This is a genomic window from Paenarthrobacter sp. NPDC018779, assembly GCF_044391085.1.
In the GTDB taxonomy this organism is placed as follows: domain Bacteria; phylum Actinomycetota; class Actinomycetes; order Actinomycetales; family Micrococcaceae; genus Arthrobacter.
On the sequence record NZ_JBIRZS010000003.1, the window covers coordinates 13,889 to 38,192 of the forward strand.

General features: G+C 63.5%; 26 protein-coding genes. 12 read left to right on the forward strand and 14 right to left on the reverse strand.

What is annotated here, in order from left to right; all coding sequences use genetic code 11:
- The first annotated feature begins 11 nt into the window (after positions 1 to 11).
- The 5 genes from ACH488_RS04525 (at position 12) to ACH488_RS04545 (ending at position 4,562) form a co-directional block, all read left to right on the forward strand.
- The gene (locus ACH488_RS04525) at positions 12 to 1,163 is read left to right on the forward strand and encodes an FAD-dependent oxidoreductase (RefSeq protein ID WP_397322548.1); all 1,152 of its coding nucleotides are present in this window, start codon (positions 12 to 14) and stop codon (positions 1,161 to 1,163) included.
- A complete protein-coding gene (locus tag ACH488_RS04530) occupies positions 1,160 to 2,434 on the forward strand; it encodes an allantoate amidohydrolase (RefSeq protein WP_397322549.1) in 1,275 nt (424 codons plus the stop codon). The genes ACH488_RS04525 and ACH488_RS04530 overlap by 4 nt, the downstream gene beginning before the upstream one ends.
- 95 nt (positions 2,435 to 2,529) lie before the next feature.
- The gene (locus tag ACH488_RS04535; RefSeq protein WP_397322551.1) at positions 2,530 to 3,222 is read left to right on the forward strand and encodes a histidine phosphatase family protein; all 693 of its coding nucleotides are present in this window, start codon (positions 2,530 to 2,532) and stop codon (positions 3,220 to 3,222) included.
- Positions 3,223 to 3,246: 24 nt separating this feature from the next.
- Positions 3,247 to 3,795, forward strand: coding sequence for a DUF3090 domain-containing protein (locus tag ACH488_RS04540; protein ID WP_397322552.1), 549 nt, complete (start codon positions 3,247 to 3,249; stop codon positions 3,793 to 3,795).
- Positions 3,795 to 4,562, forward strand: coding sequence for an SCO1664 family protein (locus ACH488_RS04545; RefSeq protein WP_397322553.1), 768 nt, complete (start codon positions 3,795 to 3,797; stop codon positions 4,560 to 4,562). Before ACH488_RS04540 ends, ACH488_RS04545 begins: the two co-directional genes overlap by 1 nt.
- Positions 4,563 to 4,605: 43 nt before the next feature.
- On the opposite strand, the gene ACH488_RS04550 is transcribed toward ACH488_RS04545, so the two are convergent.
- Entirely contained in the window at positions 4,606 to 4,815 is a 210-nt protein-coding gene (locus ACH488_RS04550) for a hypothetical protein (RefSeq protein ID WP_397322554.1), read from the reverse strand.
- A 381-nt stretch (positions 4,816 to 5,196) separates the two neighbouring features.
- Here ACH488_RS04550 and ACH488_RS04555 point away from each other — a divergent pair, with 381 nt between their 5' ends.
- The gene (locus ACH488_RS04555) at positions 5,197 to 6,591 is read left to right on the forward strand and encodes an MFS transporter (RefSeq protein ID WP_397322556.1); all 1,395 of its coding nucleotides are present in this window, start codon (positions 5,197 to 5,199) and stop codon (positions 6,589 to 6,591) included.
- A gap of 76 nt (positions 6,592 to 6,667) precedes the next feature.
- Positions 6,668 to 7,417, forward strand: a complete 750-nt coding sequence (locus tag ACH488_RS04560; protein ID WP_397322557.1) for an SDR family oxidoreductase — start codon at positions 6,668 to 6,670, stop codon at positions 7,415 to 7,417.
- 13 nt (positions 7,418 to 7,430) lie between these two features.
- Here ACH488_RS04560 and ACH488_RS04565 read toward each other — a convergent pair whose 3' ends face one another.
- The 6 genes from ACH488_RS04565 to ACH488_RS04590 are packed head-to-tail and all read right to left on the reverse strand — an operon-like array spanning position 7,431 to position 12,038.
- Complete coding sequence (locus tag ACH488_RS04565; protein WP_397322558.1) at positions 7,431 to 7,958, reverse strand: DUF427 domain-containing protein; 528 nt, start codon at positions 7,956 to 7,958, stop codon at positions 7,431 to 7,433.
- Positions 7,959 to 7,996: 38 nt separating this feature from the next.
- On the reverse strand, positions 7,997 to 8,275 hold the full coding sequence (locus ACH488_RS04570; protein WP_397322559.1) for a winged helix-turn-helix transcriptional regulator: 279 nt from the start codon (positions 8,273 to 8,275) through the stop codon (positions 7,997 to 7,999).
- Positions 8,272 to 8,676, reverse strand: coding sequence for a VOC family protein (locus ACH488_RS04575; protein ID WP_397322560.1), 405 nt, complete (start codon positions 8,674 to 8,676; stop codon positions 8,272 to 8,274). Before ACH488_RS04575 ends, ACH488_RS04570 begins: the two co-directional genes overlap by 4 nt.
- Positions 8,677 to 8,719: 43 nt before the next feature.
- Positions 8,720 to 9,181, reverse strand: a complete 462-nt coding sequence (locus ACH488_RS04580) for a hypothetical protein (RefSeq protein ID WP_397322561.1) — start codon at positions 9,179 to 9,181, stop codon at positions 8,720 to 8,722.
- Positions 9,178 to 11,580: a molybdopterin oxidoreductase family protein gene (locus ACH488_RS04585; RefSeq protein ID WP_397322562.1), complete on the reverse strand. Its 2,403-nt coding sequence runs from the start codon at positions 11,578 to 11,580 to the stop codon at positions 9,178 to 9,180. Before ACH488_RS04585 ends, ACH488_RS04580 begins: the two co-directional genes overlap by 4 nt.
- A gap of 11 nt (positions 11,581 to 11,591) precedes the next feature.
- Positions 11,592 to 12,038 carry an SRPBCC family protein gene (locus tag ACH488_RS04590; RefSeq protein WP_397322564.1) on the reverse strand — a complete coding sequence of 149 codons (447 nt, stop codon included), beginning with the start codon at positions 12,036 to 12,038 and terminating at the stop codon, positions 11,592 to 11,594.
- A 128-nt stretch (positions 12,039 to 12,166) separates the two neighbouring features.
- Between ACH488_RS04590 and mtr the strand changes: the two genes are divergently transcribed.
- The gene (gene mtr, locus ACH488_RS04595) at positions 12,167 to 13,612 is read left to right on the forward strand and encodes a mycothione reductase (RefSeq protein ID WP_397322565.1); all 1,446 of its coding nucleotides are present in this window, start codon (positions 12,167 to 12,169) and stop codon (positions 13,610 to 13,612) included.
- An 84-nt stretch (positions 13,613 to 13,696) separates the two neighbouring features.
- Here mtr and ACH488_RS04600 read toward each other — a convergent pair whose 3' ends face one another.
- The 6 genes from ACH488_RS04600 to ACH488_RS04625 all read right to left on the reverse strand — a co-directional run bounded on the left by ACH488_RS04600 (position 13,697) and on the right by ACH488_RS04625 (position 19,694).
- A complete protein-coding gene (locus ACH488_RS04600; protein ID WP_397322566.1) occupies positions 13,697 to 14,827 on the reverse strand; it encodes an ABC transporter substrate-binding protein in 1,131 nt (376 codons plus the stop codon).
- Between the two features lie 645 nt (positions 14,828 to 15,472).
- Positions 15,473 to 15,754 (reverse strand): hypothetical protein, encoded by a 282-nt coding sequence (locus ACH488_RS04605; protein WP_397322568.1) that lies wholly within the window; start codon positions 15,752 to 15,754, stop codon positions 15,473 to 15,475.
- A 123-nt stretch (positions 15,755 to 15,877) separates the two neighbouring features.
- Positions 15,878 to 16,177: a hypothetical protein gene (locus tag ACH488_RS04610; RefSeq protein ID WP_397322569.1), complete on the reverse strand. Its 300-nt coding sequence runs from the start codon at positions 16,175 to 16,177 to the stop codon at positions 15,878 to 15,880.
- Positions 16,178 to 16,185: 8 nt separating this feature from the next.
- On the reverse strand, positions 16,186 to 16,902 hold the full coding sequence (locus tag ACH488_RS04615; protein ID WP_397322571.1) for a GAF and ANTAR domain-containing protein: 717 nt from the start codon (positions 16,900 to 16,902) through the stop codon (positions 16,186 to 16,188).
- A 417-nt stretch (positions 16,903 to 17,319) separates the two neighbouring features.
- Positions 17,320 to 18,555, reverse strand: coding sequence for a glycoside hydrolase family 26 protein (locus tag ACH488_RS04620; RefSeq protein WP_397322572.1), 1,236 nt, complete (start codon positions 18,553 to 18,555; stop codon positions 17,320 to 17,322).
- A 197-nt stretch (positions 18,556 to 18,752) separates the two neighbouring features.
- The gene (locus ACH488_RS04625) at positions 18,753 to 19,694 is read right to left on the reverse strand and encodes a LysR family transcriptional regulator (RefSeq protein ID WP_397322573.1); all 942 of its coding nucleotides are present in this window, start codon (positions 19,692 to 19,694) and stop codon (positions 18,753 to 18,755) included.
- A 122-nt stretch (positions 19,695 to 19,816) separates the two neighbouring features.
- Between ACH488_RS04625 and ACH488_RS04630 the strand changes: the two genes are divergently transcribed.
- From ACH488_RS04630 to ACH488_RS04640, 3 genes are read left to right on the forward strand one after another with little or no spacing between them, the layout of a single operon-like run.
- Positions 19,817 to 20,809: a DUF1852 domain-containing protein gene (locus ACH488_RS04630; protein WP_397322574.1), complete on the forward strand. Its 993-nt coding sequence runs from the start codon at positions 19,817 to 19,819 to the stop codon at positions 20,807 to 20,809.
- A gap of 20 nt (positions 20,810 to 20,829) precedes the next feature.
- Positions 20,830 to 21,876 (forward strand): methionine synthase, encoded by a 1,047-nt coding sequence (locus tag ACH488_RS04635; protein ID WP_397322575.1) that lies wholly within the window; start codon positions 20,830 to 20,832, stop codon positions 21,874 to 21,876.
- Between the two features lie 2 nt (positions 21,877 to 21,878).
- Complete coding sequence (locus ACH488_RS04640; protein WP_397322576.1) at positions 21,879 to 22,451, forward strand: flavin reductase family protein; 573 nt, start codon at positions 21,879 to 21,881, stop codon at positions 22,449 to 22,451.
- 116 nt (positions 22,452 to 22,567) lie between these two features.
- Here the strand turns inward: ACH488_RS04640 and ACH488_RS04645 are convergent, their stop codons facing one another.
- A complete protein-coding gene (locus ACH488_RS04645; protein ID WP_397322578.1) occupies positions 22,568 to 23,743 on the reverse strand; it encodes a hypothetical protein in 1,176 nt (391 codons plus the stop codon).
- 78 nt (positions 23,744 to 23,821) lie between these two features.
- Here ACH488_RS04645 and ACH488_RS04650 point away from each other — a divergent pair, with 78 nt between their 5' ends.
- Positions 23,822 to 24,286 carry a MarR family winged helix-turn-helix transcriptional regulator gene (locus ACH488_RS04650; protein WP_397322579.1) on the forward strand — a complete coding sequence of 155 codons (465 nt, stop codon included), beginning with the start codon at positions 23,822 to 23,824 and terminating at the stop codon, positions 24,284 to 24,286.
- Positions 24,287 to 24,304 lie beyond the last annotated feature (18 nt).

Genomic DNA, 24,304 nt, shown 5'->3' on the forward strand with positions numbered 1-24,304 from the left:
GGGAGCACTCCATGGAATCGTTCGAATACGTCGTTGTTGGGGCCGGGCTGTCCGGCGCGGCCACGGCCTGGCAGCTGGCCTCCCGGGCCCATGACGTGGCCCTGCTCGAACGGACCACACCCGCAAATGACGCCGGCAGCTCGCACGGTTCTGCCCGGATTTTCCGCTACGCCTACCCGGACGCCTTCTACACGGGACTTGTCCAGGAAGCCAAAACCGGCTGGGACGAACTCGCCCGCCTCTCCGGCAAACAGCTCATCACCCCGCACGGCGCAGTGGACTACGGGTCCATCCGCCAACCCGAGCGTCTCGCGGCTGTCCTGGAAGTACGAGGCATCGACCACGAACTCCTGACCGCGAAGCAAGCCCAGGACCGGTGGGGCCAGATCGCCTTCGACACCGACGTCCTCTGGCACCCCGGCGCGGGCGTGATCGACGCCCACGAATCCGTGACCGCGATGGTGGATCAGGCTGTGGCCCACGGGGCTGTCCCGCAGACCAACTGGGCTTTGGCCTCCATCACCGGAACCGCCGGGAACTACACCCTGACCTCCGAGGACAACCGCACCGTCAAGGCAGGCAACGTGATCGTCGCCGCCGGCGGCTGGCTCCCCCAGCTCCTGGGCTCCCTGGCCCTGCCCGCGGGGTTCCTCGCGGACATGCCTGCCTTCGAGGTCCGGCAGGAACAGGCCTACCACTTCCCCTACATCGACGGCACCGACCCGGCTACCTGGCCCACGTTCATCCACAAACGCGAAGGCTGGCAAGCGTACGGTCTTCCCGGCGGCCGGGACGCCGGCTTCCGTGGCCAGAAAGTCGCTGAATACAACGGCGGCAAAATCCTGCCCTCAGCCGCGGACCAGGACGGACAGATCAGCGCCGAGAACCGCCGCCGCGTCATCGACTACGTCGAAAAGTACCTGCCCGGCGTCGTCCCCGAACCGTACGCGGAGACGACCTGCCTGTTCACCAACACCCCGACCGAGGACTTCATCATCGACCGCGCCGAGGGTGTCACCATCCTCTCCCCCTGTTCAGGCCACGGCGCCAAGTTCGCACCCTTGATCGGCCAACTCGGCGCGGACCTCGCCACCGGCACCGGATCCGTCCCCGACCAGTTCCACCTGGCCACCCAGGCCACAGCAGCAGGAGCCCTCGCATGACCAACACCACCGGCAGCCTCACCAACCAGCCAAGCCCCAGCAACCGGACAGGCACGACGGCGGCAACAGTCACCGGATTGATGTCCGACATCGCCCACCTGGGCACCGACCCGATCCGCGGCGGTTACACCCGGCCCGTCTACTCCACCGCCGAACTCGACTTGCGAAGCTGGTTCATCGACCAAGCCACCCAGCGCGGACTGTCCGTCGAAACCGACCGGAACGGCGCCATCTGGGCCTGGTGGGACACCCCCAGCAAGGACCGGACCAACGCCCTGGTCACCGGAAGCCACCTCGACTCCGTCCCCGGCGGAGGCCCCTTCGACGGGCCCCTCGGCGTCGCCTCCGCCCTCGTCGCCGTAGATATCCTCAAAACCCGTGGGACCACCCCGACCCGGCCACTCGCCGTCGTGGTTTTCCCCGAAGAAGAAGGCTCCCGCTTCGGCGTCGCCTGCCTCGGCTCCCGCCTCATGACCGGCGCAATCGACCCCGACAAAGCCCGCAACCTCCGCGACCCCGACGGCAACACCTTCGCCGACATCGCCACCGCCAACGGACTGGACCCACGGTTCGTCGGCCGCGACGAGAAACTGCTGGGCCAGATCGGTGCGTTCGTGGAACTCCACGTCGAACAAGGCCGCGGCCTGATCGACCTCAACCAGCCCATCGCCATCGCCTCCTCCATCCTCGGCCACGGACGCTGGAAACTGAGCATCAACGGCCAAGGCAACCACGCCGGCACCACCCTCATGACCGACCGGCACGACCCCATGATCGCCGCGTCCCGCACCGTCGTCGCGATCCGCGACACCGCACGCGAACAACCACACGCCCGGGCCACCGTGGGCAGGATCCAACCCGTGCCCGGCGGAACCAACGTCATCGCCTCCCGCGTGGACTTCTGGCTCGACGTCCGCCACCCCGACGACGCCGTCACCGCCGCAGTGGTGGAAGCCATCCACACCCAAGCGCAACTGATTGCCCCCGAAGAAGGCTGCACCGTCACCCTCACCGAGGAATCCCTCTCCCCCACCGTCCACTTCGACCCCGGACTCCAGAAACAACTCCAACTCGCCCTCCCGGACGCCCCCATCCTGGACACCGGCGCCGGACACGACGCAGGCGTCCTCTCCCCCTACATCCCCACAGCCATGGTGTTCGTCCGGAACCCCAGCGGCATCTCCCACTCCCCCGAGGAACACGTAGTGGACGAAGACGCCGAAACCGGAGCCCACGCCCTCGCCGACACGCTCCAAGCACTCCTCAACTAACTCACATGCCAGCACCCGCGCCGATCCGATCGGCGCGGGTGCGTTTCCATAGTTTCTGGAAGCAAAGTGGTCGGTCGGGTGGCTAGGCTGGTTGGATGGCGACAGTTATCCTCGTGCGGCACGGACGCACCACAGCCAATGCCACGGGCTTGTTGGCAGGCCGGGCTCCGGGAATCAGCCTGGACCAGACCGGGCACGAACAGGCCGCCCTGACCGGCGAGCGGCTCGCGGCTGTTCCGGTGGTTGGGGTGGTATCCAGTCCCCTGGAACGCTGCCTGCAGACCACTCAACACATCCTCGACCGCCAGCCCGGCACGCCGCATGCACCCATCGATCCGGACCTCACCGAATGCGACTACGGCCAGTGGCAGGGACGTGCGCTCAGTGAGCTTGCGAATGAGGCTTTATGGCCGGTGGTGCAATCGCACCCGTCCGCCGTCGTGTTCCCCAGCGGCGAATCCATGGCCGCGATGCAGGCGCGCTCGGTGGCAGCGATCCGTCGACACGATGCAGCCTTCGAGGCCGAGCACGGTGCCGGGGCCGTGTGGGTGGCCGTCAGCCACGGCGACATCATCAAGTCCATCCTCGCGGACGCGCTGGGCATGCACCTTGATTTGTTCCAGCGCATCAACGTTGGTCCTGCCTCCGTGTCGATTGTCCACTACGGAGCCACCAGGCCAAGCGTTCATGCCACCAACACGGAGGCGGGCGATCTGTCCTGGCTCTCCAAAGGCATCCTGAGCAGCGATGCTCCGGTGGGCGGTGGCGCCGGGCAGAAGACTCCCTGAACTCCATGTGCATAAAATACTCACATGCCTACGCGCGTTCACGAGTTCGATTGGCCTGACCGGGTTGTCATTGGCACCGTTGGCCTCCCAGGGGCACGCACGTTCTACCTCCAGGTGCGCGCCGGGAAGCAGATGGTGAGCATCGCCCTTGAAAAGCAGCAGTCTTCCCTGCTCGCCGAAAAGATCGACGAGATTCTCGACCAACTCATCACAGTGGAGGGCAACCCCTTCAGTGTTCCCAAGGGAACGCCGGTTGAACTCGTGGACAACGAGCCGCTGGAGGAACCGCACGAGCAATTCCGAACCGGCGCCATGAGTTTGGGCTGGGATCCCTCAACTGCTCAGGTGGTCATCGAGGCCTACCCTATGGCCGACGACGATCCCGACGAGGAACCCCTCGAGGCGGAAGCCGCTGAGTTCGCCGAGATGATGGTGGTACGAATGCCGGTTGGCGCGGCGCGCGCATTTGCCAAGCGCACCCGCGAAATCGTCGCCGCCGGACGCCCGATGTGCGAGCTGTGCGGGTACCCCATTGACCCCGAGGGTCACACCTGCACGCCTCCCGAGGCCTGATGCCGGATCAGGACCTGCTGGCCGGTGAGCTGACGCTCACTGGCCGCATCACCACCGCATCGAACGCTACCTTCCTGGGCAGCATCGGCGACGTCCAGGTGGTTTACAAACCCGTTGCAGGCGAAAGTCCGCTGTGGGATTTCCCGCATGGCACCCTCGCCCACAGGGAGGTGGCGGCATTCCTCGTCTCGGAGGCCTTCGGCTGGGACATCGTTCCGCACACGTGGCTGCGCGAGGGCCCTTTGGGCGAAGGCATGGTGCAGCTCTGGCAGGAGCAGGACCCAGACCACCCCGCCGTTGACCTGGTGGCTTCCGACCAAGTGCCTGAAACCGGCTGGAAACAAGTCCTCGAAGGGCAGGACGGGACCGGCAAGATGGTGGCACTGGTTCATGAGGACACGCCGGCGCTCAGACGGATGGCCGTGTTCGACATTGTGGTCAACAACGCGGACCGCAAGGGCAACCACGTCCTGGCCATGACGGATGGACACAGGCACGGTGTGGACCACGGGCTCACCTTTCACAGCGAGCACAAGCTGCGCACAGTGCTTTGGGGATGGTTGGGTGACTCCCTGACCCCCGAGGAGCGGGATGGCATTGGCCGTGTCAGCGAAGGACTCGCCGGCGGCCTGGGCCAGGACCTCGCGGAACTGCTCAGCAGCGACGAGATCGAAGCGCTCTCGGCACGCTGCGAACGCTTGCTCCTGGCAGGGCAATTCCCCGCCCCGAGTGGAGAGATGTCCGCGGTTCCCTGGCCGCTGTTCTAGTGGGTTGACGGCTGTTCCAGGGTCACAGCCGGGCCTTTCCTGCTCAGAGTCGGTCTGCGTCTTCCACCAGGGTCCACTCGGTGCTTGCATCGTGGTGCGAGGGCATGATGGTGCCTTCGAAGACGAAAGTAGCCTCGGCCAGCGGTTCACGAGGCTGCCACCAGCCGTTCGCAGGGCAGGGAGATCCAGTACAGGCCACCAGCGAATCCCGGCATCCGCCGCGTTCCTTGTGGTTCCTGTTGTTGTTGTCCATATCAGACTCCCCCGGCCGAAGAATTGGCGTGTCCGGCGGCCTAGGAACATCGGCCGGCAGCTCAATGCTAGGCACCGCAAGCGATCGCCGCGTAAGACAAAATCAGGATGCCCCGATAGCGCTTGCTTATGAATGAAGGCCCTGCTCCCAGGCAGGCAGCATCCATAACTTATTGCTATGTAGCTACATAAAAGCTGTCTTTGTGTGACCCACACCTCACGGATTAGTTTGATCTCAGAGGCCAGTCGGCAGAGCTGCACGAACAGACAACGCTCGTGCACAACAGCTCAAGCAGGTCCTGCCGGTCAGACAACTCGAGCTCCCTTTCCCAGCTCGTACAGATCCGGAAGACCGCTTCTCACCCATCGCCATGGAGACGAAATGACAAATACCACTCTTCCTAAGAAGACACCGGCCAGGGCGGCGATCGCCGCCTGGATCGGAACCACGCTGGAGTACTACGACTTCGCCGTGTACGGCACCTCATCGGCGCTGATCTTCAACGTCCTCTTCTTCTCCCCTGAGCTGCCGCAGGGCATCAGCGTGCTGCTTGCGATGGTCACCTTCGCTGTCGGCTACGCGGTACGTCCCCTCGGTTCCCTCATCCTGGGTCCGATGGGTGACCGCTTCGGCCGTAAGTTCGTCATGATGATCACCCTGTTCGGGATCGGCGGTTGCACCTTCCTGATCGGCTGCCTGCCGACGTTCGCGCAGGTCGGAGCCCTCGCGCCGATCCTGCTGGTACTCATCCGCGTCATCCAAGGTCTCTGCCTTTCCGGTGAGCAGGCCAGTGCCATCAGCATGAGCCTGGAACACTCTTCCGAGCGCCGTCGCGGGTTCATCACCAGCTTCACCACGCTGGGAGCCTCCACCGGCACGCTCTTGACGTTGCTGGTCTTCATCCCGATCGCCGCCATGCCTAAAGAGCAGCTGCTGACCTGGGGCTGGCGCATCCCCTTCTGGCTCTCCGCGCTGGTGGTAGTGGTGGCCTTCCTGATCCGCCGCCATGTCCAGGAGCCGCCGGAGTTCGTCAAGAACCAGTCGCGCAACGTGAACTCGTCTCCGCTCAAGCACCTCCTGCGCTTTCACTGGCGCGCCGTTCTCCGGATCGTCTTCTGCGCGATCATCGCGGGCACCAGCTACATGATGCAGACCTTCTCGGTCGCCTTCGGAACCACCGGATACGGGCTGGACAAACCGACCATGCTCCTGACCACCACCGTCTCGGCCGTAGTCGCCCTCGCCATCACTCCCGTGGCCGGCTTCCTGGTCGACAAGATCGGCCGCAAGACCATGTTCCTCCTGGGGACGGTTGGCGTAGGCATCACCATGGCGCCCTATCTCTGGGCCATCACCACCGGCAACTGGGCGCTGATCTTCATTTTCGGGATCATCAACTACTCGCTCTTCTACTCGATGGTGAACGCCTCCTGGCCGTCCTTCTTCTCCGAGATGTTCCCCAGCCGACTGCGCGTCTCCGGTCTCGCCCTTGGCACCCAGATCGGTTTCGCCGTCTCGGGCGTCATCGGCCCGGTTCTCTCCACGGCCCTCGCAGGCCCGGACCTCAAGGGCTGGGTAGGCCCGTCCATCATCGCCCTCGGATTCATGATCATCGCCGGCGCATCAGCGCTCACCGCCAAGGAAACCACCAAGTACACACTCGCTGAGCTCGACGACGTCCAGCAGAGCGACCAGGAAAAGGCGCTCGTCGCCGCCGCTACGGAAAAGCGCGACATCGCCCGCAACCTCGCCGCCCAGTCCGGCGCCGAGAAGTAGCGGTCCACCTCGGAGGGCGGGTGCTGTCAGTTGGTTGATGGTGCCCGCCCCTTTTCCCACCTTTTTGGAGGATCCCATGTCATTTTCCGACTACACCACCGCCCTGGTCACGGGTGCGTCCACCGGTATGGGCGCCGCGATCGCTGAGCGCCTGGCCAAGCGCGGCCTCACGGTCCACGCCGTGGCCCGGAACGAGGAACGCCTGGCCGAACTGGCCGAGCGCACCGGCGCTGTCCCGCACGTGGTGGACCTGACCGACACCGCCGCGCTGACCGCCGCCGTCGGGGACCTCAAAGTGGACGTGCTGGTCAACTGCGCCGGGGTGTCCCGTCCCGGGAACATCCTGGATTCCTCCGAACAGGACATCGACGAACTGGTGGACGTGAACCTGCGCGGGCTGCTCCAGCTCACCCGCCTGGTCCTGCCGGGCATGGTGGAACGGGACCTGGGCCACGTGGTCAACATCAGCTCCATCGCCGGGCTGTACAACTTCTACGGCCACACGGTCTACCACGCAACCAAGGCCGCCGTGCACCAGATCTCCCGCCAGTTGCGCAACGACACCGTGGGCAAACGCATCCGCGTCACCGAGATCTGCCCGGGCCGGGTGGAGACGGAGATCTTCGGCCGGAACATGGGCGGCTCCCCGGAGGCCATGGAAGAGGCCTGGAAGACCTACTACGAAGGCTACGAATCCCTCACCACCGACGACATCGTCAACGCCCTGGACTACGCAATCGAAACCCCGCGCCACGTCAACGTGGGCATGCTCGAACTCATGCCCACCTTCCAGGTCCCCGGCGGACTCACCTTCGACCGCCGCTGACGACGCCGGGGTCTCACCATCCTGAAGTGCCGGGACCACCCTTGAACGGGCCAACGATCCCCCGGGTAATCCAGCCGCCGTAGAAGCCGCCTTCCTGGAACCCCACCTGTTCGCCGTTCACCCGGCACTGTTCCATGTGGTCCGGGTAGAGTGCCACGCGGTCCTGCAGCGCCTCGTAATCAGGCTTTGGGTCCCTGTAGGTCCAGCCGCCCCGCAGGACCCGGCTACCGCCGGCCACCACGTCGAAGTAGTCCGCTTGCCCCTTGAACTCACAGAAACTCGCGCCATCAACGGGGACCAAGACACCTGCCGGGAACGCAGCCAACGGCACGTAGTAAACCGGCGGATGGCTGGTTTCCAAGACGCGCACAGCATCGGTGGTGTCCACGATGACCTGCCCGCCCAGATGGACCTCAATTCGTTCCTTACGGTTCTCGACCCTGGGCGGCCGGGGGTAGTCCCACACTGATTCCTGGCCGGGACCGGGCTTGATGGGTCGCGGGCGGGGCCTGCCGGCGAAAAAGCGTTGAGCGGAAACCATGGGTCCATGATCCCACTGCCGAAGCAACCAACGTCATGTCATTCCTCGCTGCCCCAGCGCGCCAGGGCTGCGATGGCCTCGCTCAAAGCGATCCCGCGATCGGTCAGCGCGTAGGCCCGGGTGTTGTGCCGCAGCGGTAGTCGCGACAGTACTCCCGCGGTCTCGAGCTCGCGCAGCCGGGTGGCGAGTATGTTGGTCGGAATTCCGAGGTCACGCTGCAGGTCGCCGTAGCGCTGTGGCCCGTCGAGCAGCCGTTCCACGATCAGCAGGGCCCACCGTGCTCCGACGATGTCGAGGGCAGCGGCGAGGTTGCTCACGCGGTCGGATCGGCGTCCGGCTTCATCCAGAACGGCGAGTAGTGGTAACCATCGGGATCGTCGAATTGGCGCTGGTACATGAAGGGGTAGTCGTCGGTGTCACCGATCCGACCGCCGACAGCGCCGGCGCGTTCGGTGAGTTCGTCAACCGCCTCACGGCTGCCGAGGTCGAACGAGACCGTGACTTTCGAGGGGGTGTCGGGCCCGCCGATCAGCTCTTCGGAGCCACCGACGCTCGCGTACATCTCGCGGCTGCCGAGCATGACGTATTGCTCGGGAGCGATCGCGAAACAGGACACGTTGTGATCGGACATCTCGGTGTTCAGGGTCCACCCGAGGGCGGTGTAAAACGCGGTGGAACGCTCAACGTTCTCAACAGGGCAGGTGATGAATAGGCTCATGCGGCCATACTTGCAAAATGCAAGTGCGGCGTCAAGGGCCCCGCTACTCAGCCACCAGCAAGGCCTGCGGGGCGGCCTGCTTCATCCGGGTCTTCAGCCAGGCCAGTTGCGTCTGGGTCTCCTTTTGGCAGCTTTCGACGGCGGCGAGCAGCTCTTCGTCGCGGAGTGCGGATCCCGCCTGCGCGACCACCGTCCAGGTCATGTCCACAAGGCTCGCCAGGACATAGACATCCTGGAGATCCCGCAGCAGGCCCACCGGTCCACTCCTTGTTTTCGAGAGGCCGTCCGCGTGCAGCCGTTCGGGCTCGTTGTCCGGGGAATCCTCCCCGTATCTCTCGGCCAAGGGGCGAAGTACGTCCTCGTGGTGGTCGCACTGCTTGGCGAGCGTCTGGCAAAGGAAGTGGATGTCCGGCTCGGCGCCGTGGCCCTCCGAAACCTGCCGGAACGATTCCGCGAGGGTTTGCTCTCCCTTGTGGAGGAGGCCGAGGTAGAGGTGGAGGTTCATTGGTCCTGCCCTGCCGGTCGGGAAGCGGTGGTTGTGGGTGCCGGGGCCATTCCTGCGCCGTCGCGGATCTTTTCCACCCTGACTGCCGCGTTCTTGAACACGGGTTGCTTTGAAATGGGGTCCCACTCGGTGAGGGTCAACTCGTTGGCGGCCGTATGGAACGTGTCCTCTTCGGGCTTGTTGCCGTCTGCGTCAGGGTTGTCCCAGTAGCCGTAGTGGAACGGAGCGAACACCGTTCCAGGGCGGATTCCACTGACCCGGGCGGGCGCCTCAACCACGCCACGACGGGAGGTGACGCGAACGACGTCGCCCTCTGAAATCCCCAGCCGGGCCGCGTCATCCACCGAAAGCTCAACCCACATCCGCGGAGCTGCCGCGTTGAGGGGCTTCGATCGCGCGGTTTTGGTACGGGTGTGGAAATGGTAGGCGGTACGGCCGGTGGAATAGACCAGCGGATATTCGTCGTCCGGTTCCTTGTGCGGCGGATGAAACTGTGTTGTCTTGAGCCAGGCGCGGCCCCGGGGCTCCTTGGCCTTATAGCTCTCCACTTCCACTTCCGCGCCGGTCAGAAGGTCGTGGCCGAAATTCTCGCAGTACCCGGCATCGGACGGGAAGTGGGCATCCGTGTACAGGCGCGTGGTTCCTTCGGGACGGTCCTCCGTGCAGGGCCACGGGATGCCGCTGCCGCCGCGGAGCTTCGTGTAGCTGAGCCCCGAGTAGTCGCAGGGCCGCCCTTTCGAGGCTTCCTTCCATGCTTCGAAGGCATCCTCCGGACCGGACCACGCCAACAGCGGTTGACCGTCCAGGTTGGTGAAGGCCATCCGTCGGGAGTAGTCCAGGAAGATGTCCAGGTCGCTGCGCGCCTCCCCCGGCGGGTCCACGGCTTGGTCCGAAAGGTGCACCACACGGGACGCGTTGGTGAAGGTTCCGGTCTTCTCTCCCCACGCCGCCGCGGGAAGTACGACGTCGGCAACTGCGGCTGTTTCCGTCAGGTAAAGGTCCTGGACAACCAGGAAAAGTTCGGGCTTGGCAAGGATCCTGCGGATCCTCGGCAGTTCAGGCAGGGAAACGGCCGGGTTGGTGGCCGAGATCCACAGGAAGTTGATGGACCCCTGCTCGGCGTAGCGGAAGATCTGCATGGCATGCGTGGGTGGCGACCAGTGCGGGATGATTGCTGGATCCACGTTCCACAGGCCCGCCAGTTGCTCGATGTGCTCGGGGTTGTGCCAGTTACGGAAGCCCGGAAGATCGCCGTCGGCCCCGCATTCCCTGTTGTTCTGTGCGGTGGGTTGGCCGTTCATCTGCAGCAATCCGGCGCCCGGCTGGCCGAGCATCCCGCGCAGCAGATGGAGGTTGTTGATCTGGCAGGCCGAGGCCGTCGCCTGGTTCGATTGGTAGAAGCCCTGCAGCACAGTGGACAGGACACGGTCCGTGGTGCCGAAGATCCTTGCAGCTTTGCGGATGTCCTCCGCGTCGACCCCGCACACGTCAGCTGCGGCTTCCGGAGTCCATTGCTCCGCAGTGGCCTTGAGTTCGTCAAAGCCGAGGGTGTGTTGCTGCACGTACTGAGCGTCGTACCAGTTGTTGTGCAGGACTTCACGGATCAGTGCATGCATCAGCGCGAGGTTGGTTCCAGGCTTGATAGGAAGGTGGACTTCTGCGTGCCGCGCAACCTCGGTATTACGGGGGTCCACGCATACCAGCCTCGGCGGATTGGGGCCGGCCAGGCGATCCAGGATGCGGGACCAGAGGACCGTCTGTGTCTCGGCCATATTGTGGCCATACAGGAAGACGGCGTCACAACTGTCGATGTCCTCGTAGCACCCGGGTTGCCCATCGGCGCCGAAGGTCTCCTTGAGTGCGGCGGCTGCAGTTGCGGTACACAACCGGGTGTTGCCGTCCATGTGCGGCGTGCCAACGCCGGCCTTGCCCAGGACTGCCAGCGCGTAGTATTCCTCGAGGAAAAGTTGCCCGCTGGTGTAAAAGCCGTGGCTGAGCGGGCCTTTGTCCTTCAGCAGCTGGGTGCTGCGTTCCACGATCCTGTTCATCGCGGTGTCCCAGTCCGTCTCCACCAGTTGCCCGTTTTCGCGGATCAAGGGCTTGGTGAGACGGTCCTTGCTGGCTACACCCTGCCAGCTGGCAAACAGCCCCTTCGGTCCGAGCCTGCCTTTGTTGACCACGTCCACGGCACGGCCGCGAATGCCGACCATCACGCCATCCTTGACGGCGATATCGCAGCCGCACCCGTTGCTGCACAGGACGCAGGCAGATTGGACCCACCGGTCCACGTCCTCTTCCCGTACACCGTCCGCCAAGGCATAGTCCACGCGGGCGGCCCATTCTTCGTCGCGGGCATAGGGCGCGCGGATACCCCAGATGTCCTTGATCCGGTCTGTCATGGCGCACTCACCTATCGGTCCCCCACCCTACCCGCCGCCATCAACTCCAGGCGCCTGAGGGTCTCACGGTTCCGGAAGCCGATCACCAGATTGCGCAACGCTGCCGGGATCAGCTTCCCCGGCCCTTTGACAGCATCCTCGGAAAGGGAAACACAGCATCTCCCTTCACCAACATCCTCGAGCGTGATCAACACTGTGGCTTCACCCATAGGCCATCCCCGGGCCAGGAGCCCAAGTGATTGTCCCGGCTTTGCCGCCGTGACGCTGGTGCTGTCGTCAATGAGGAAAGGCCACGAACCTACGGAATGGTGGAGTCTGGATCCGGCCTTTGGCCACTGGTCCTCCACCCCACGGATCCTTGACGCACCCACCACCCAACCTGAGTAGAGCCAACCGTCCGCGATGACGTCCCACACCTGGGCGGCTGTGGTGTCGAAGACCTTAGTCACGGTAGACATGTGCTTCCTTTCCAGGATGGCGACTAACAGTCATGAATTAAGCTAAGCATGCTTATTACTTCGCGCCAAGCCCGGCACTTCGGCCTTCGGTTCACTAGGGTTGGAGAAACGCCAGAGTGAGGACCCCCATGCACACTGTTGCCAGCGGCACCGCCGTGGATCGACATTACGACCTGATCATCATCGGTACGGGGTCCGGGAACTCCATCCCCGGACCCGGGTTCGAGGACCAGTCGATCGCGATCATCGAGGAAGGCTCCTTCGGCGGCACTTGCCTCAATGCCGGCTGCATCCCGTCCAAGATGTACGTCCATACCGCAGACACGGCACTTGAAATCGCTGAGTCGGGACGATTGGGCCTGGAAGCCACAGTGAGCTCCGTTGACTGGCCGGGCTTGGGCGACCGCATCTTCGGGAACCGCATCGACCCCATCGCCGCCTCAGGTGAGGAGTACCGCCGAGGCCCACGGACCCCGAATATCGACGTCTACGACCAGCATGCTGTGTTCGTCGGAGAACGGACCCTACGCACCGGCCAAGGCACGGACCGGAAGACCATCTCCGGTGATCAGATCGTCATCGCCGCCGGTTCCCGCCCCTCCATCCCTGAGGCCATCGCCGCCTCCGGCGTGCGGTACTACACCAATGAGGACATCATGCGGCTGACCGAGCAGCCCAAGTCCGTGGTGATCATCGGCGGAGGCTACATCGCCATGGAGTTCGCCCACGTCTTCGATGCTCTCGGTACCGACGTCACGGTCATCCCCCGTTCGTCGCTCCTGCGCCACCTCGACCACGACCTCCACGACCGGTTCAACGCCCTGGCGGCAAAACGCTTCGACATCCGGTCTGGCCGAACCGCGGTTGACGCTGAGCAGACAGCCCAAGGCGTTACGGTCAGGCTCGACGACGGGACCTCCGCGACGGGGGATGTACTGCTTGTAGCCACCGGACGCATTCCCAACGGCGACCTGCTGGACCTGCCATCCGCCGGAATCGCGATGACGGAGGCCGGGCGCGTCGAGGTTGATGAATATGGAAGGTCGACCTCCGCCCGTGGTGTCTGGGCCCTCGGAGACGTGTCCTCCCCCTACATGCTCAAACACGTCGCGAATGCCGAAATGCGCGCCGTACGCCACAATCTGCTGAACCCCCACGACCTGCAGCGGATGCCGCACCAGCACGTCCCCGCAGCCACGTTCACCCACCCCCAGATAGCCACCGTGGGCATGACCGAGGACCAGGCCCGCGAACACGGCCACAAGGTCACCGTGAAAGTGCAGGACTACGGAGACGTAGCCTACGGCTGGGCCCTGGAAGACACCACCGGGATCTGTAAGCTCATCGCGGACCATGAGACTGGAAAACTCCTCGGTGCCCACTACATGGGCCCGCAGGCATCCACCCTCATACAGCAAATGATCACGGTGCTGGCTTTTGACCTGGACGTCCGCGACTTCGCCACCAAGCAATACTGGATACACCCCGCCCTGCCCGAAGTAACGGAAAACGCCCTGCTCGGCCTCGAATTCGACAGGACCGACCAAGATGGGACGATCACCGGGCGGCCCTGAGCACTTATCCCCCGGCGAGCCGGATCTTAAAAGGGACGGTGCCCGGGCTGATTTGCCCGGGCACCTTCTGCGTTGCGTGCCTTGCTATTCCTGGCCGAGTCCTGCGGCGGAGGTTTTCTTGCCTTCCACTTCGTTCAGCGCGCGGAGGTCGAAGATGCCGTTGATGTCGGCGGTCTTGGTGGTGCCTGCGTCCACGCCGTCCTGGAGCAGCTTCTTGTAGGTCCCGGCCAGCGGGTCGGTAGTGAACTTGATGTTCTGCAACGCCCTGTCGATCACATTGACCGGGAGCGGCTTGCCCGCGGTGTCCTTCAACACTGCGTTGATGGTGGATGCCTTCTCCTCAGCCGAAGCCGAGTTCAACCAGTTCACCGACTCAACATGGCCCTTCAACAACGCCTTGACCGTCTCGGGGTGTTCGGCGGCGAACTTCTTGTTCACGATCAGGATGGTGGTGGTGAAATCACCCTTCTCCCACAGGTCCTTCTCATCCACCAGGACCTTCGCCCCGGCCTCGAGCACCAAACGCGAGGCCCACGGCTCAGGCAACCACGCGCCGTCGAGCTTTCCGTCCTGGAACAACTTCAACGTCTGGGCGTTCTCGGTGGGGTTGATGGTCACATCACCGCTGCCATCAGGATTGGTCTTGTACCCCTGGTGACCCAACCAGGCACGCAGCGCCACGTCCTGGGTGCCGCCGAGCTGCGGGGACGCCACAACCTTGCCCTTGAGGTCAGCTGCGGAGTTGATCTCCGGCTTGACCACCAACTGGGCACCACCGGCCGCCGCGCCGGCGATGATGCTGATCGACTCCCCGTTGCTCTTGACGAAGGAATTGATGGCCGGGTTCGGGCCAATGTACGTGGCATCGATCGCACCGGCGTTCAGGGCCTCGATCGCGGCCGGGCCGGCGTTGAACACCTGGGTGCTGAGCTTGGTGCTGCCGAGTTCCTTGGCGATGAAGCCCTTGCTGGTACCCACCAGGGCGGGGCCGTGGGTGACGTTGCTGAAGTAACCGAGCTTCAGCTCAGCCGCCGGCGACGTGGTAACGGCCGGGGCTGCCTGGTTGTTATTCGAAACAACCGACGCCACGGCAGCGCCCGCACCGATCAACAGGACCACGCCTGCTGCAATGCCGATCTTGAGGGCGCGGTGTTTGGGCTTGGCGGATTCACCGGCAACGATGCGGGTAGAGGAGTTGTCTTGGGGTGACGACACGGGACGTGTTCCTTCGGGGAGAGGGCAGGCTTGCTGGGTCCAAGCCTGGAACGGAGATGGTGATGCAGATGCGGGTTAGCCTGCAACCCGGGACAGGTCCGTGAACGTACGGTCCGGGTCGGGAGGCGGCGGCTGCAGGAATTACTGCCCTGCGGCCTTGGCTGCATTGAGATTACGGTTGCCGTGTGACCCCAGACAATGAAAAAAGACACCTTCGGTCACTGGAAGTCGTGCACCTTCATGGACCGCAATATGGCGTTACCCAGCGTCCGATTTCGTCATTGAAGCCGGCGTCCGCGGCCCGGATTCCAAGTAGTCGGGACGTTGTTTGTGAGTACAAGTCCCCAGAACGCCCCGGCTGGTTGCCGTAAAACGAGTACAAACTACTCGTGTTCCCCAGCCCGCTGAACTGTTGACTGGTTCATGGAAGGACGGTTAGCCCCAAGCATCGCCGGACTTCCACCGCATCGCATCGGTGGTCTCATCCAACCGGTGCTCCGGCCGTCGAAAGGCGGTCCGGCCCTGAACGAAGCCGGCGGCGACAGAGTCTTCTGAGACCGAGACTCTCCCCCCAGCCGCCGCCGGCTTCAAAACCCCACTGCCGCCAGGACCTGAAACAGGCAAACCAGCAGGGCGGCTCGGGCCCTACGGCGAGGCAGCGGCCCCGGCGATGGCATCACTGTCAGTAAAAGGATCGAGGATCCGCAGACCCGGGTAGACGCGGATCAGGCCTTGCTCGTCGTCGTGGGCCACGCCATGGTGTCGCAGTGCCGTGCAGAACACATCCTGCGCTGCGGGGTGCTGGCCGGCGGTCAGGCACCAGCTCACGTACAACCCGTAAAGGGTGCCGAGGTCCAAGCTGTCATCAAGGGTTGGGTCCTGGACTACGCGTTCGTCCAGGAAAGCGCTGATGTGGATATCGGTCATTGCGAAGGCCTCCGGCCTCTGGGAAATAGCCGCCGGTTGCATCAGCGAACTGCCCACTCTTCCAGCCCCCATACAGACTGTCAAACGCATCGCATCATTGATGGACTACGTGCGAGCTTGCGTTCACTTCAGGGTCTTCCCGGCGGTTGTGCCAGGGTCCTGTTTCCTGCCGTTGTGGCTGTAGGGCGCCCTGCGGCGGGGTGGGAGTTCTTGGATAAGTTCGTTGACAGCGTGAGCCAGGAGGTCGCGTTCGGTTTCGGGCAGTTCGAGCGAGCCGTTGAGATAAGCGTCGATTTCCCACTCGCCGGCGGCGCCGGTAAGGCTGAAGTACCGCATCCAGACGTTGCCGAGGCTCAACCCGGCTTCGTCCATGGCCTCCCTGGTTCCGCGGGCCTGGCCATCGGGTACATTGAGGTCGTCCACGCGCTCCCCTACTCGCCGTCGATTTCGTGGACAATGAGTTCGGCGATCTGATGCAGTGGCCGCCCTTGGTCCCGGGAGGCAGTGAGCAGGGTGTCCAACGCGTCCCTTGCGTTGACTCCGTGACGTTCCATCAGGATGCCTTGTGCCCTGGTAATCGCGTCACGTCTGGTCAGTGCCTCCATCAGTTCGCCACTAAGCCTGAGGGTCGTTTCGTGGTCCCGGGCATTGCCAAGCAGCACTGCGGCGGGGGCAGCCAGGCGTTCGATCAAGAACAGGGTTTCGTTGTCGAAGGCAGAGTGAATTGGCGAGTAGACCTTCAATGCCCCGATGCGCTGGCCGTTCGTGGTCAGCGGAGCGCTGAGGACGGACCGGATGGGCAAGTCAGCGACGGCGGCCGACCAAGCCGGCCATCGGGTATCGGCCTGCGTGTCATCGATGAGGATAGGCCGCTGTTCAGCCCAAGCGCTTAGGCAATGTCCCTGCCCCAGCTCGTACTGCAACTGGTCTGCCTGCAGGACTACAAGGTCAGTTGCCCCCGAGCTTTCCCGCCGTCCGCGGGCGTTGATCAGCGATGCCCCGGCACCCACCGAGCCAGGAACTACATCCCTTAGGATGTACGCCAGCGACTGCACGGCCTTGCTGGCGCTATCCGGTGTAAGGAAACCGCCGGAAGCTGTGCCAGCCAGGGCGGCAAGTTCATTGACCAGGGGCAGGAAATCATTCATGGCCAGCTCCCGTTTTCATCGCGTTTGGTTCTTACTTACCCGTATTCGGCCTCGACCAAACCAAAGCCCCTGCCCATCGCAATCAGTTGGATCGGAGTTGTGAGAAGACCCAAGCCAACGAACATCGTCACACTACAATCATAAGGCTCCTGATTACTTGGTGGCCGGTTTTCGACGTCATATGCCGGTCCGCGACGCAAAATTCAATGCGGCCAGCTGAGCTGCGGGATCGATGACTTTGGTTTGGGCGTTATTGCTGAGGCGGATCGCCGCCACCCTCCCCTGATCCTCGCCCGGGGAAGCCGTGGGCTTACGGGGTCCGCGGCCGTCGCGGACGAAACCGGATGCAGTTACCGGGCCTGGCGGCGTCGCCGGGCGTTGGTGAGGTCTGGGCCGGCCTTTCCAGCGCTGGGCTTTCTAGCGCTGGGGCTGGCAGGTTTGGTCTGGTCCGTAACGCAGCCAGTCCGGCAGGGCCGTGGTAAACGTTTCGCGGATGGTGGGGGTGTTGGTGGTGGTCCAGTCGACGCGGCCTTTGACTTCCACCTCGGTTTTGTCCCATTCGAACCAGTTGATCATCTTCACCTGCGGGAACCGCGCGTGCGTTTCCGCGGCAAAAAGTTGTTTCCACCAGTCTTGTTTGATGGCCAGTTCCTGCTCCCCGCCAACGCCCGGTGCGTAGAGGGCAGCTGTTTCGGGGATGGCGACGGGTTTGCCGTGATCGACTCCGTAAACGGTGTAGAAGTCGGGTAACAGGCTGTCATCGCCGTTGGCCCCGTTGTAGGTGCCGGTGAGCTGCTGGGCGAGTTTGTCCGGTTCGGGGAGTTCGTTCTCACCCCAGGGGTATTTCGCACCCCAGCGGTACAGGGACATGCCCACCCAGTCCACGGCCTCATCCCCGGGATAATAGGGCGAATAGGCGTCGTCGTTCATGGTCAGGGCGCCGTCGCCGTTGGTGTCCAGGGCAAGGAACTCTTCGCTGCCGGGCTTGGCTTCATAGGTGCCGCCGGCGAACGGGTACCCGCCGCCGTAGTTCGGCGCCCACATCATCGCCGACCCGGGCGCGTGGGTGTGGACGGCTTCTGCGATGGTCTTGAACGCGGCGATGTACTTCCGGGGCTGTTGGGACCAGGCGTACCAGGAGCCGTTCATTTCGTGTGCGAACCGCACGATCACAGGAACTCCGGCCTCGTTGAACTGGTTCAGGTCTTTTGCAAGAGCTGCGGCGGTGTCCTCGGTGACCTCCCCGAGGCCGTTGTGGGGTTCGAGGGTCAGGAGCATCATGTGCCCGTCGGCACGGATTTGCTCCACCGCCCCGGCCAGGTCGGCCTCGTCTTTGGCCGTGAGCGGGAACCCTGTGAAGGAGACACTGATGGCGGGTTTGTGGCCGAGGTCGTTGGCGTACGTCGCCAAGGGTTTGTGGTGCCAGTCCAGGTTCACCCCGAACAACGCCCCGTCCGCGGGGACAAGGTCAGCCCGTGGTGTCACCTGGCAGGCCGACAGAGTCAATGCCGCTTCCTGATTTTGTTTCGTGGCCAGGCCGTTGGCAAAGTTCACTCCGGCAACCCCGAGTACCACCAACCCGATCACTGCCGGAATCACGAATGCCCGGCGCAGCTCCGCCCGGTTCTGCTTGCGGTCCTCACGCTCATCCACGGGTTGATCCCCCACGTCCAACACCCAGCCCTTCCCCCCGTTTGCGCCTGCCCCCATCCTACGAAGCCGGTCCAGTCAATCTCTACACCAAGCCTGGCGAAGCTTCGCCAACTTCCCGGAGGGGCGGGCTGAAATCTCGGCCAACTGCTCAACGGCGTCCACGGGTGGCGGCCAGAACGGCACCGCCCGGATTGCAGTCAGTCGAGTAGCGCTACGCCGAACTCTGCTACGACGGCCCGCAATTCCCCGAGGTAGCGCTGCGCTTGGTCGGTAAGCGGGATTGCAGCGTGACCGATCCAGCCGATCTCGATGCGTTCGTCAACGTCGAGAGGGATGGCGACAATCTCCGGGTCGAGTTGCCCGCTGATGATGCCCGTGGAGATCGTGTAGCCGTGGAGGCCGATCATGAGGTTGAAGATCGTGGCACGGTCAGAGACCCGGATCTCCTGCTTGCTGGACAAGGTGGAGAGGATCTCCTCGGCGAAGTAGAAGGAGTTGTTCGCACCTTGGTCGAAGGTCAGCCGCGGCATGCCGGCGAGGTCGGCGAGTGTCGCTCGCTCTTTTGCGGCGAGCGGGTTCTTCCGTGAAATGAAAATGTGTGGATCCGCGAGGAAAAGGGGTGTGAACGCCAGCCCAGATTCCCGGAGCAGCTTGTCAATGACTTTCCGGTTGAAATCGTTCCGGTACAGGATGCCTATCTCGCTGCGGAGTGTCCGGACATCCTCGATGATGTCCCAGGTGCGGGACTCACGGAGCGAGAACTCGTATTCGGCCACGTCAGTGGCCTTGACCATCCGGACGAAGGCGTCCACCGCGAACGAGTAGTGCTGCGTTGAGACCCCGAGCAGACGTCGCGTCGGTGGCCTGCCGAGGTAGCGCTGCTCGAGGAGGGCGAACTGCTCGACCACCTGCCTCGCATAGCCGAGGAACTCTGCCCCGTCCTCGGTGAGGGTTACCCCGCGGGCGGAACGAACAAGGAGCGCACGGCCTACCCGGGCCTCGAGGTCCTTCATCGCTGCGGACATTGTCGGCTGCGCTACGTAGAGCAGATCTGCCGCCGCGGAGATCGACCCCTCGGCCGCAACTTCTATGAAGTAGCGGAGCTGCTGCAGGGTCAATCCGCTCGAAATCTGGGCCATAGGGAAATTCTATATGAATGCATAGCAACCACGAGTTACCTGATACCCCTCGAAAAGCTGCACCATGGATACGTCCCCTTCTGAAAGGCCGTCTCCGGCCCATCATCAACGGATTGGCAGCAATGGCAGACGACTTCACCTTCAATATCACCACCACCCGCTTTGACGAGGACTACTCCCCGTCAGAAGGCTCCCGGATCACGACGAACTTCGCCAACCTCGCACGGGGCGAGCACCGCCAGGAGAACCTCCGCAACGCCCTAACCATGATCCGCCGCCGCTTCAACGATCTCGCAGACTGGGACAACCCGGACCGGGACCGCTACACGCTCGAGCTTGAGATCGTTTCCGTGCAGATCCAGTTCACTGCCGAAGGTACGGATCAGCAGTTCCCCCTCTTCGAGGTTCTCGACATCCAGATCGTCGACCAACTGAACGGCGTCCGTCACCAAGGGATCGTCGGGAACAACTTCTCCTCCTACGTCCGTGACTTCGACTTCAGCGTGGTACTGCCGGCGGCAACAGCGGAAGCCGGCAAGCCCACCGTTCCCGAGAACTTCGGCGATCTTCACGGCAAACTGTTCCAGCAATTCCTCGATTCCCCGGCGTGCCAGGAACGCTTCCCGCAGCCGCCGGTGGTGTGCATCAGCGTCTCAACCACCAAGACGTACCGGCGAACGGAGAACCACCACCCGGTGCTGGGCGTCGAGTACCAGCAGGACGAGTTCTCGCTGACGGACGCGTACTTCGCAAAAATGGGACTGCAGGTGCGCTACTTCATGCCACGCGGCAGCGTGGCACCTCTCGCCTTCTATTTCCGCGGCGACCTGCTCAATGACTACTCCAACCTGCAACTGATCGGCACGATCAGCACCATGGAGACGTTCCAGAAGATCTACCGCCCGGAAGTTTACAACGCGAACTCCGCCGCCGCCGTCGTCTATCAGCCCAGCCTGGGAGAGCAGGACTTCTCGCGGACGCAGATCGCCTACGACCGCGTCGAGCGCAGTCAGCTGGCGGTCAAGCAGGCGAAGTACACGGAGGAGCACTTCATCACGCCCCACAAGGACCTGCTGGACCAGTGGACCGCCAACTACCCCGCTCTCGTCAACTGACTCACGGAGAATCGTCAATCATGAACACACTTTTGCCTACCACCGTTGTCGGAAGCCTTCCGAAACCATCGTGGCTCGCACAGCCGGAGACTCTTTGGTCCCCGTGGAAGCTGGAGGGAGATGCGCTGCTCGAGGGCAAGCAGGATGCGCTGCGCATCGCGCTCCACGAGCAGAGCCGACGCGGAATCGACATCGTCAGCGACGGCGAGCAAACCCGCCAGCACTTCGTCACGACCTTCATCGAGCACCTCAGCGGGGTCGACTTTGAACAGCGTAAGACCGTGCGCATCCGCGATCGCTACGACGCCAGCGTGCCGACCGTCGTCGGACCGGTGCGCCGCGAACGCCCCGTATTCGTCGAAGACGCAAAGTTCCTGCGCGCGGCGACCGACCGACCGATCAAATGGACCCTTCCCGGTCCAATGACCATGGTGGACACGCTCTTCGATGACCACTACAAGAGCCGCGAGAAGCTGGCCTGGGAGTTCGCCGCGATCCTGAACCAGGAGGCCAAGGAACTCGAGTCCGCCGGCGTGGACATCATCCAGTTCGACGAGCCTGCGTTCAATGTCTTCCTCGATGAGGTCAAGGATTGGGGCGTGGCTGCGCTTGAGAGGGCCGCAGAAGGACTGCGCGCTGAGACCGCCGTGCATATCTGTTACGGCTACGGGATCAAGGCGAACAATGACTGGAAGGCGACGCTCGGCTCACAGTGGCGGCAGTACGAGGAAACATTCCCGTTGCTGCAGAGCTCCAGCATCGACATCATCTCCCTGGAATCCCAGAACTCCCACGTGCCCATGGACCTCATTGAGCTCCTCCGCGGCAAGAAAGTCATGCTCGGGGCAATCGACGTCGCAAGCGAGACAATCGAGACCCCGGAGGAGGTGGCCGACACCCTCCGCAAGGCTCTTCAGTTCGTCGATGCGGACAAGCTCATCCCCAGCTCCAACTGTGGCATGGCACCGTTCCCCCGGGACATCGCGCTGGCCAAGCTGAGTGCTCTCAGCGCAGGGACGAACATCATTCGCGAGGAACTCGCCGGCTCCGCCCCCACGGTGTCATAACGATGTTTCACGCCTACCCCACGGACACATGGCTTGCGGATCCGAAGCAAGGCTTCCCGTCCTCCCTCTCGGCTGACGAATTCAAGTCACTGTTCCGTGGGCACCCGGGAGGTGTCGCCGTCGTCACGGCTGATGCCGGCGAAGGGCCCGTGGCACTGACGGTATCGTCGGTTGTCTCAGTGAGTGCGGAACCACCGTTGCTGATTTTCTCGGTCTCCGCACTGTCCTCTTCGTCCAAGGTGCTTTCGCGCGCCGAGACCGTCGTCGTGCACCTTCTGGACGCGCACGACGTCGACCTGGCGAAGTTTGGGGCAACCCCCGGCGCCGACCGCTTTGACCAGACTCACCGCTGGTCGGCCCTTCCGACCGGCGAAGCGGTGTATGACGACGTCCGCGCCTGGGTGCGTTGCGCCGTCATCGATCGCATGGAGGTGGGAACTTCCACCATCATTGCCGTTCACGCCCTGGAGTCCCGCGTGATGCGTGACGTCCAAGCGGGCGAACCCGGCGACGCCCTGGTCTACCACAACCGTTCATGGCACCGTCTGGGCGAGCATTCCAAGCTTGAAGGCTGAGCGCCGCCTCAAATAATGCTTGGCGGCAAGCGATACAGCTCACGACGGCGGGAGGTGACTCCCGCCGTCGTCCTCGTTTAACATCGGAGCGACTTCCCTGAGGGGCCTCTGCCGGTTCAGTCCGTGGACGCCAGCAGGTCGAGTACGAAGCGGGCCATGTGCACGCGTCCTGCGACAAAGGTGCGGAGTTCATCGGAGTCGGGTTCGGCCAGGCGCTGGGTAGCTACTGCCGAGAGTCCTGTGAAGAGGGCCATGGATGCCGCGTGGCCTCGACGCACTTCGGCTTCAGGAGTCTCGACGCCGGCGTCGGCCAGGCCCTCGCAGTAGGCCCTAAGGCACAACGGTTCCAGCCGGTACAGCTCTTCCCCGCTCATGGTGCCTTGGTTGACCAGACCGGCCAGCAACTGGCCAAGGTCAAATCCGGCGCAGGCTCCTCCGTGCAGGCCCCAGTCGATGACCGCGAAGTCAGTAGACCCGCCGCCTGTGTTCTCAATCAGGAGGTTTTGTGGGCTGGCGTCGCCGTGTGCGGGCAGCGCCGGAAGGGCGATGATCTCCTCCATGAGTTCGGCCGCCCGCAGGGTGAGCGAGCGTAGTCCGGCAATCAGCTGCGGATCCGCGGCTTCGGCCACGGCGGGGATTTTCCACAGGTCATCGCCTTGGATACCCGGTATGAGGAGCATCGCGCCGACTCCTTTGAGGAACAAGCGCATCCTTTCCGCGTCCTTTTCCGCGCTCAGGACCGGGCCACGGTCTTTGACCGCCGTGCTTCCGGCGAGCCTGCCGAGCAACGTGGCCGCGTCACGGAATCTCGCGTCGTCCCATTCAGCGCCGGGGCTTTCGGTGACGTCCTCCATCCAGATCGCCGTCCGCTGTGCGTCCGTGTCCTGGATGCTGTAGATCTTGGGGAGCCGGCTACCTGCAGGCATGGCGTCGGCCAACTCCGAGGCATATACCTCTGGCTCGGTACGCCACGGGTAGTAGCGCACGAAGTCTTGGCGCATGTGCGGTGGGACCTGCTCGATGCCGCCCCAAAGCAGGGGTGATTGGACAAGCTTTACTACCGCACTGAAAGGGGCGGGGTCTTCGGCGGATCCGATCCGGGCGGTTCCTTCGACCCGCCAAAGGCCCCCGGTGGTCATGTTGAACATCGGGAAAGTGATCTCCGATGCGCTGGCCGACAGCAATTCCACCGATGGCGCATCCAACGCGGCGGCTGCGATGCCTTCCAGCGCGCTGGAGTCCAGGGCTGCGGGACCAAGTGCGTCCATGTTGTTGAGTGCGGCAGTCTTCATGGGTTTGTCCCTCTGACTAGTGGATGCGGTTGAGCCAACAGTAAACTAGCTTTACTAACTAGATGGTAAAGTTGGTTTATGACCGAGGTCAATGCTTCAGCCCCCGCGGATTCCTTGCCACACATTGCGGCGCTGTTGGGCGGCGCCTTCGGGAACTTGAGATCTGCGATCCAGGCCCGGGCCATCCCTGGACTGCGACCCTCCCATTACCGTGTGATGTCGTTGATCCCGGCTGAGGGAATCCGCCTGACCGAGCTGGCCGAGCGCGCCACCATCACCAAGGCTGGAATTGGCCAATTCATGAACTACTTGGAACGCGAGGGCTATGTCAGCTTCGCCGGTGACCCGGCGGACAAGCGCGCGAAAATTGTGACCCTGACCCAGCAGGGCCGTGCTGCCGTTGACGTCTCGCTGCACATCATCGCCGCCACCGAAGAACGCTGGGCCCAGGCACTGGGTGCCGAACGCTACCGCGAACTACGGCAAGCACTGTTCGAGATTGCAAGCACCCCGGGGGCAACGGGCACTGACGTCCAGCATTAAGGTGCCGGTCGATATGTG

Excerpts from the sequence above, each read along its gene's own strand:
- mtr (WP_397322565.1), top strand. The coding sequence starts at position 12,167 with ATGCACACTGTTGCCAGCGGCACCGCCGTGGATCGACATTACGACCTG.
- ACH488_RS04650 (WP_397322579.1), top strand. The coding sequence starts at position 23,822 with ATGACCGAGGTCAATGCTTCAGCCCCCGCGGATTCCTTGCCACACATT.
- ACH488_RS04630 (WP_397322574.1), top strand. The coding sequence starts at position 19,817 with ATGGCAGACGACTTCACCTTCAATATCACCACCACCCGCTTTGACGAG.
- ACH488_RS04525 (WP_397322548.1), top strand. The coding sequence starts at position 12 with ATGGAATCGTTCGAATACGTCGTTGTTGGGGCCGGGCTGTCCGGCGCG.
- ACH488_RS04565 (WP_397322558.1), bottom strand. The coding sequence starts at position 7,958 with ATGGTTTCCGCTCAACGCTTTTTCGCCGGCAGGCCCCGCCCGCGACCC.
- ACH488_RS04535 (WP_397322551.1), top strand. The coding sequence starts at position 2,530 with ATGGCGACAGTTATCCTCGTGCGGCACGGACGCACCACAGCCAATGCC.
- ACH488_RS04590 (WP_397322564.1), bottom strand. The coding sequence starts at position 12,038 with ATGTCTACCGTGACTAAGGTCTTCGACACCACAGCCGCCCAGGTGTGG.
- ACH488_RS04615 (WP_397322571.1), bottom strand. The coding sequence starts at position 16,902 with ATGAATGATTTCCTGCCCCTGGTCAATGAACTTGCCGCCCTGGCTGGC.
- ACH488_RS04575 (WP_397322560.1), bottom strand. The coding sequence starts at position 8,676 with ATGAGCCTATTCATCACCTGCCCTGTTGAGAACGTTGAGCGTTCCACC.
- ACH488_RS04625 (WP_397322573.1), bottom strand. The coding sequence starts at position 19,694 with ATGGCCCAGATTTCGAGCGGATTGACCCTGCAGCAGCTCCGCTACTTC.
- ACH488_RS04555 (WP_397322556.1), top strand. The coding sequence starts at position 5,197 with ATGACAAATACCACTCTTCCTAAGAAGACACCGGCCAGGGCGGCGATC.
- ACH488_RS04545 (WP_397322553.1), top strand. The coding sequence starts at position 3,795 with ATGCCGGATCAGGACCTGCTGGCCGGTGAGCTGACGCTCACTGGCCGC.
- ACH488_RS04560 (WP_397322557.1), top strand. The coding sequence starts at position 6,668 with ATGTCATTTTCCGACTACACCACCGCCCTGGTCACGGGTGCGTCCACC.
- ACH488_RS04585 (WP_397322562.1), bottom strand. The coding sequence starts at position 11,580 with ATGACAGACCGGATCAAGGACATCTGGGGTATCCGCGCGCCCTATGCC.
- ACH488_RS04540 (WP_397322552.1), top strand. The coding sequence starts at position 3,247 with ATGCCTACGCGCGTTCACGAGTTCGATTGGCCTGACCGGGTTGTCATT.
- ACH488_RS04550 (WP_397322554.1), bottom strand. The coding sequence starts at position 4,815 with ATGGACAACAACAACAGGAACCACAAGGAACGCGGCGGATGCCGGGAT.
- ACH488_RS04635 (WP_397322575.1), top strand. The coding sequence starts at position 20,830 with ATGAACACACTTTTGCCTACCACCGTTGTCGGAAGCCTTCCGAAACCA.
- ACH488_RS04605 (WP_397322568.1), bottom strand. The coding sequence starts at position 15,754 with ATGACCGATATCCACATCAGCGCTTTCCTGGACGAACGCGTAGTCCAG.
- ACH488_RS04580 (WP_397322561.1), bottom strand. The coding sequence starts at position 9,181 with ATGAACCTCCACCTCTACCTCGGCCTCCTCCACAAGGGAGAGCAAACC.
- ACH488_RS04530 (WP_397322549.1), top strand. The coding sequence starts at position 1,160 with ATGACCAACACCACCGGCAGCCTCACCAACCAGCCAAGCCCCAGCAAC.
- ACH488_RS04645 (WP_397322578.1), bottom strand. The coding sequence starts at position 23,743 with ATGAAGACTGCCGCACTCAACAACATGGACGCACTTGGTCCCGCAGCC.
- ACH488_RS04640 (WP_397322576.1), top strand. The coding sequence starts at position 21,879 with ATGTTTCACGCCTACCCCACGGACACATGGCTTGCGGATCCGAAGCAA.